The following is a 236-nucleotide window of genomic DNA, read 5'->3' as shown; positions in this document are numbered from 1 at the left end:
CCTTGTGTGGTGCCCCCGGCATACGTTCCCCCGGCCGCAATCTGATGGCAGGCGGACCAATACACGATGGAAAGTCCATCCGAGGTACCCGGCCTGGCACATTCGATTATGTGCAGTTCTGCTTTTTCAACCGCACTGCGGTACGACTGCGGAAAGTGCCGCGAAACAGCGGCAAGGCAGGCAGCCAAAACCTGCTCCTTGTACTCAGGCGTCGATCCACTCGGCACCTGCCCACC

1 protein-coding gene is annotated in these 236 nt (G+C 60.2%); it reads right to left on the bottom strand.

Going from position 1 to position 236, the window contains the following annotated elements; genetic code table 11:
* On the bottom strand, positions 1-236 hold a 236-nt coding region (locus AC0L3U_RS40225; protein ID WP_473365246.1), incomplete at both ends, for a hypothetical protein.

It is taken from the genome of Bradyrhizobium sp. Kon69 (assembly GCF_055807515.1).
This window is presented reverse-complemented; position numbering and strand designations above follow the sequence as displayed.